Source organism: Microcystis sp. BLCC-F209, from assembly GCF_041928595.1.
Taxonomy (GTDB): domain Bacteria; phylum Cyanobacteriota; class Cyanobacteriia; order Cyanobacteriales; family Microcystaceae; genus Microcystis.
Genome location: NZ_JBHFLL010000167.1, coordinates 1 through 6,261 on the forward strand (window position 1 = coordinate 1; position 6,261 = coordinate 6,261).

At 49.2% G+C, this 6,261-nt stretch carries 5 protein-coding genes; all 5 read left to right on the forward strand.

Features of this window, described 5'->3' with window-relative positions; all coding sequences use genetic code 11:
- The first annotated feature begins 175 nt into the window (after window positions 1-175).
- The 5 genes from ACE1AQ_RS10420 to ACE1AQ_RS10440 all read left to right on the forward strand — a co-directional run bounded on the left by ACE1AQ_RS10420 (window position 176) and on the right by ACE1AQ_RS10440 (window position 6,036).
- A complete protein-coding gene (locus ACE1AQ_RS10420; RefSeq protein ID WP_008200950.1) occupies window positions 176-802 on the forward strand; it encodes a TenA family protein in 627 nt (208 codons plus the stop codon).
- 15 nt (window positions 803-817) lie between these two features.
- Entirely contained in the window at window positions 818-1,225 is a 408-nt protein-coding gene (locus ACE1AQ_RS10425) for a DUF2605 domain-containing protein (protein WP_008200952.1), read from the forward strand.
- A gap of 99 nt (window positions 1,226-1,324) precedes the next feature.
- The gene (locus ACE1AQ_RS10430) at window positions 1,325-1,630 is read left to right on the forward strand and encodes a DUF2973 domain-containing protein (RefSeq protein WP_008200955.1); all 306 of its coding nucleotides are present in this window, start codon (window positions 1,325-1,327) and stop codon (window positions 1,628-1,630) included.
- Window positions 1,631-1,854: 224 nt separating this feature from the next.
- Window positions 1,855-2,508: a YqiA/YcfP family alpha/beta fold hydrolase gene (locus tag ACE1AQ_RS10435; protein WP_110545652.1), complete on the forward strand. Its 654-nt coding sequence runs from the start codon at window positions 1,855-1,857 to the stop codon at window positions 2,506-2,508.
- A 6-nt stretch (window positions 2,509-2,514) separates the two neighbouring features.
- Complete coding sequence (locus ACE1AQ_RS10440) at window positions 2,515-6,036, forward strand: helicase-related protein (protein ID WP_374808374.1); 3,522 nt, start codon at window positions 2,515-2,517, stop codon at window positions 6,034-6,036.
- Window positions 6,037-6,261: the final 225 nt, after the last annotated feature.

A 6,261-nucleotide genomic window follows, 5' to 3' on the forward strand; every position in this document is an offset into this window, starting at 1 on the left:
TGATTAGCTCGCTCTAGATCAAAAACAATTGACAAAAATCGTCCAATGTCTTTCTCTATAAGGGTTCCATCTCTTATAACCCCCGTCCATTACATAACACAAACCGAAGAACCATAATTCATAATTCATAATTCATAATTCATAATTCCCACGTCCACCTAATTAGTATTTTCCTATGCTTAGTCAGCAACTTTGGCACAGCCATCAAGATCTAGTGCAAGCTTGTCTAGAACACCCTTTTGTGCGAGGTATCGCCACAGGAAAGCTTAAACGGGACTGTTTCGCTTTTTATGTCGGTCAAGATGCTTTTTTTCTGGAATCTTTCGCCCGTGCTTACAGTATCGCCGCCGCTAAAGCTCCCGATTGGCAGGGATTTACTAGCTTTCATCGGTTAGCGGCAGGGGTATTAACGGAATTAAAATTACACGAAAATTACGCTTTACAGTGGGGGGTTGACCTGAGAAAGGTTCAGCCCGCTAATGCCACCCGTCGCTATCGGGATTTTCTTCTCGCTACCGCTTGGATGGGTGACATCGGTGCGATTGCCGTGGTGATGAGTCCCTGTATGGGTCTTTATGCTTATCTGGGTCAACAATTAGCCTTAGAACCGATTTCTGAGAATCCCTATCAAGCTTGGATTGATAGTTATAGTGGGGATGAATTCGCAGCTTTAGCAAGCCAGTTAGAGGAATTAGTGGATAAATACGCCCTGATGACGGAAAATATCTCTTTATCCTATCGTTATGCCCTTAGTTGTGAACTGGATTTCTTTAGTGCCGCCTACAGCCGGGGCAAATCTTAAAGTTTTCCCGTCATAATGTTAAGAAATATAAATAACGCTAAGATTAAGGTAAGCAAAATCGTCATTATAAAAATAATGTTTCCTTCGCAACCCACCGAAAACGAACTCCTGAAAACTATCTTGGAACCTCTACTAGAGGATTTCACCCATTGGTTTTCCCGTTCCCGTCTCCTCCTCGAATCCGAGAGATTATCCTTTCTCAGCATTGAGGAACAAGACGATTTATTAGCAAGAGTCAAAAACGCCCAACAGGAGGTGGCCACGGCTTATTTACTCTTTAAAACCACAGGTGGTCAGGTGGGTATCGAGGCCAAGATGTTGTTGCCTTGGCATCAGCTGGTGGCAGAGTGTTGGGGTGTCAGTGGTCGTCGTCGTCGATTACAGGGTTGGGGAGAATATCAATCTCCTCAAACTGACGCTTAACCTGAAACTTTTTGGTAAGCTAGAGAGTTGAGCGAATTTTTAGCATAAAGTTTTGGCAATTTAGGAATATTCACACATAATTCATGGGAGACTCGGCCAATGTTACATCTGCTCTATATCCTCGCCTTCACAGTTATCGCTTTTTTGACCATTAATAATTTAATTCGGAGTCTGATTACTGTCAGCATGGATTCCCAGAAACGTCCTGCTAAATCGGCTAATTCCTATAATCCCTACGGTTATCCCATGACTTCCCATCCGGAACTTTTGGACGAGACTGGACAACCGATTAATGAACCCCTGTTAGTGATTCGTTCTCTCACTGTTGAAGATGCTCGTCAGCAGTTAGATGCCATTTATAATTCTTCTCCTGGTGCTACCAAAGAGCAAGATGAAGAAATCTAATTGGGGTTGGCTGAATAAATCTAAAAATCTTGTTGGTTAAGACTTTGAGACCTTTTTGAAATCCAAAAGTGCTAGGCAAGAGAGTGATCAGGGGGAAAATTCAGGTGCTTTTTCCCCGAAAATTAGGTAATTGACCTCCTCAAAATCGGTAAAACCCTACACCCCACACCCCACACCCTGCCCCCACCAGCAAACTTTTTCAGCAGACCCTAATTGGTTCTAGAATGGCAGTCCTTGAAAACAGATATATTTATCTACACGGTTTTGCTTCTAGCCCCCAATCAACAAAAGCGCAATTTTTGAGACATTGTTGGCAAAAGAGGGGTTTAGCAATGGAAATTCCCGATCTTAACGGTGATGACTTTTCTAGCTTAACTCTCACTCGTCAGATTGTCCAAATCGGCCGAGTGATTGAACAATCTCAGGTTCCTGTTACACTGATTGGTTCCAGTTTTGGCGGTTTAACGGCAGCTTGGCTGGCAGAAACCTATTCTCAGGTGCAAAGGCTCGTTTTATTAGCTCCCGCTTTTAATTTCGGGCCGATTTGGTTAGGACAATTGGAAGCGGAAACCCTAGCCAATTGGCAAAAATCTGGGAGTTTATCGGTTTATCACTACGGTTATCGCCGTTATCTGCCAATTGATTACAAGTTGATCGAGGACTTAGCCAATTATCCCCAAGAAAAGTTGATCAGGCAGCTGCCTACCCTGATTATTCATGGCAGTGATGATGAGGTGATTCCCCTAGAAAATAGTCGCTATTATGCTTTTTCTCGTCCTTGGGTACAGTTAATCGAATTAGATAGCGATCATGCCCTTACCGATGTTTTGACGAGGATATGGGCTGAAATGCAATTATTCCTAGACATCGGTCTTTAGGCGATCATGACTAAACTTGAGGAACTAACGAGCGGCTCTATTGTCAACGGCATTCTGCCCAATCAAAGCATTACCGTCATCGAGGCCAAGTGGCATGGCAGCGACGCGGTAGAACTGACCTACAAAGATACCAACGGACAACCCTACACAGAACTGCTCTTTCGATACCGAGAGCCAACCCTAGAGATTCTCACCGAAGGAAGACCGTGGGGTTTCGATGGCGACGGAGCTTTGCTGCGCCTAGTTTCCGAAGCCCATCGCATCCGGTTGGCCTACCTGTTTGACCCGCTTCTAGCCGTCCATACCTCTCTGGTGGAACCACTCCCTCATCAAATCACTGCTGTTTACGGTGAGATGCTCGATCGCCAACCCCTACGCTTTTTGTTGGCCGATGACCCCGGGGCTGGGAAAACCATCATGGCGGGATTGTTAATTCGAGAACTCCTGATTCGAGGTGACTTAGCGCGCTGCTTAATCGTCTGTCCAGGCAGCCTCGCAGTCCAGTGGCAAGATGAACTACATAACAAATTTCACCTTCCCTTCGATATACTCACCAATGACCGCCTCGAAACGGCCCGCACCGGCAACGCCCTCGCCGAAATGGGTCTGGTCATTGCCAGACTTGATAAACTCAGCCGTAATGACGACCTCCAGAAGAAACTCCAGCAGACTGATTGGGATCTGGTCATCTGCGATGAGGCCCACAAGATGTCCGCTTCTTTCTTTGGTGGGGAAATCAGGGAAACAAAGCGTTACAAATTGGGCAAACTCCTCTCTAGCATTACCCGCCACTTCCTGCTGATGACCGCTACTCCCCACAACGGCAAAGAAGAAGACTTTCAGTTATTCCTAGCTCTACTCGATGGCGATCGCTTTGAGGGGCGATTCCGGGACGGAGTTCATGTATCAGATACTTCCGACCTGATGCGCCGTCTGGTCAAAGAGGAACTGCTCAAGTTTGACGGCAAGCCACTTTTCCCCGAAAGAATCGCTCACACGGTCAGTTACCCCCTCTCCGACCAAGAAGCGATCCTCTACAGTCGAGTCACCGAGTATGTACGCGAAGAATTTGACCGAGCCGAAGCCCTGGCCAACGACGGGCGCAAGGGGACAGTCGGCTTTGCCCTCACCATTTTGCAACGCCGCCTCGCCTCCTCCCCGGAAGCCATCTATCAATCCTTGAAACGACGACGAGAGCGGCTGCAAAAGCGACTCCGAGAAGAAGAACTGCTCAAACGAGGCCAGTCGCTGGAGATAGAATTTGCTACCGTCCTTGACCAAGACGACATCGATGACGACTTTGAGGATACCGATAGCAGCGAGCGGGAGGCCACGGTCGAGGAGGTGGTCGATCAGGCCACAGCATCCCGTACCATTGCCGAACTACAGATTGAAATCGCCCTGCTGAAAAAGCTTGAAGACCTAGCCAATACCGTTCGACGGAGCGGAAAAGACCGTAAGTGGGAAGAGTTTTCCCATCTTCTCCAGGATGAAGCGGAGATGTTCGATGCAGGAGGATACCGCCGCAAAATAGTCGTCTTCACCGAACACAGAGACACCCTCAACTACCTGAAAGAGCGGATCAGTACACTCCTTGGCAACCCAGAAGCTGTTGTCACCATTCACGGTGGCATGGGTCGGGAAGACCGCAAAAAAGCCGAAGAAGGCTTCAAGCAAGACGTAGGAGTACAGGTACTTCTGGCCACCGATGCCGCCGGAGAGGGGATCAACCTGCAACGAGCGCATCTCATGGTCAATTATGACCTACCCTGGAACCCAAACCGCCTAGAACAGCGATTCGGTCGCATTCACCGGATTGGACAGACCGAGGTTTGTCATCTCTGGAATTTGGTGGCTCACGAAACCCGCGAGGGAGATGTGTATCGGACGCTCCTCGAAAAACTCGAAGCCGAACAAAAAGCTTTAGGCGGACGGGTGTTCGACGTATTAGGCAAAGCCATTGCGGGAAAAGAATTGCGCGAACTTCTCATCAAAGCCATCCGCTACGGCGATCGCCCAGATATAAAAGCACGCTTAAACGAGGTCATCTCTGAAAAGCTCGATCAAGAGAGGCTAAGGGAATTGCTGGAAGAACGCGCCCTAGCACGCGATTCGATCGATGCTTCCAGGGTCCAGAAAATTCGAGAAGATATGGAGCGAGCCGAAGCCAGACGGTTACAGCCGCACTTCATCGCCGCATTTTTCCTGGAAGCCTTCCAACGCTTAGGCGGCACCCTACGCCAGCGAGAGCCAAAGCGATACGAAATTACCAACGTCCCCGCCGTTATCCGTAACAGAGACCGCTCTTTAGGGATAGGAGAGCCAATTCTCAAACGCTATGAGCGCATCTGTTTTGATAAAGACCTGATTAGTGTTCCGGGTAAACCCGTTGCTACCTTTGTCTGTCCCGGCCATCCCCTGTTAGATGCCACTATCGATCTTGTCTTGGAACGGCATCGGGAATTACTCAGACGGGGGGCTATCCTAGTTGATGACAGTGATCCGAGCGAGGAAATTCGGGCGCTGGTGTACTTAGAACACGCCATTCAAGACGCTCGGCTAAATCCCGATGGCAGACGGCGGGTGGTGTCGCGGCGAATGCAGTATGTGGAAATTCCTCTGTTTGCACCACAGAGACAGGGAGAGAGGGATGCTGGGTATGCCCCTTATCTAGATTATCGTCCTTTGCAGGAGGAGGAGCGGGCGATCCTAGGGCCGATCCTTGATTCTCTCCCTATCGGTAATGAGATTGAGAGCCAGGCCCGCAATTATGCGATCGCTAACCTCGTCTCTTCCCATCTTCAGGAGGTACGGCAGCGCAAGGAAGAGTTAATTGAAAAGACCCTTATCGCGGTTAAAGACCGTCTGACCAAGGAGATCAACTACTGGGACCATCGGGCAGCCCAGTTGCGCCTACAGGAAGAAGCGGGGAAGACAAATGCGCGGATCAATTCCAACAAAGCCCAGATGCGGGCCGATGAACTACAAACGCGGTTGCAAAAGCGCTTGTCTGAATTGGAGCAGGAGCGTCATTTATCCCCATCGCCGCCGGTGGTGGTAGGGGCAGCCCTCATCGTACCGGGGGGACTGTTAGGGCGACTTTTAGGCAAGCCAATGTTTGCCCGGGAGACAAAGCGCGTCGAGCAGCTGGCGATGGCGGCAGTCATGGCGGCCGAAAAAGCTTTGGGGTATGAACCGCGGGATGTGAGCGCCGAGAAGTGCGGCTATGACATCGAATCGCGCAGGACCGGAACAGGCCGCTTACGGTTTATCGAAGTCAAGGGTAGAGTAGAAGGAGCAGAGACGGTGACTGTCACCAAGAACGAGATCCTTGCATCCTTTAACAAGCCAGAGGATTTTCTGCTGGCCTTGGTTTCGGTTTCTCCCTCAGAGGAGGTTCAGGTCAGATATGTGCGCCGGCCATTCCAGAGAGAACCGGATTTTGGGGCGTGTAGTGTTAATTATAATTGGAGAGAGTTATGGGAGAGGGGGGATATGATTGAACCACAAAGGCACAAAGGACACTAAGGGGATTAACCACAAAGGCACGAAGGACACTAAGGGGATTAACCACAAAGGCACGAAGGACACTAAGGGGATTTACCACAAAGGCACAAAGGACACTAAGGGGATTTACCACAAAGGCACGAAGGACACTAAGGGGATTAACCACAAAGGCACGAAGGACACTAAGGGGATTAACCACAAAGGCACGAAGGACACTAAGGGGATTAACCACAAAGGCACGAAGGA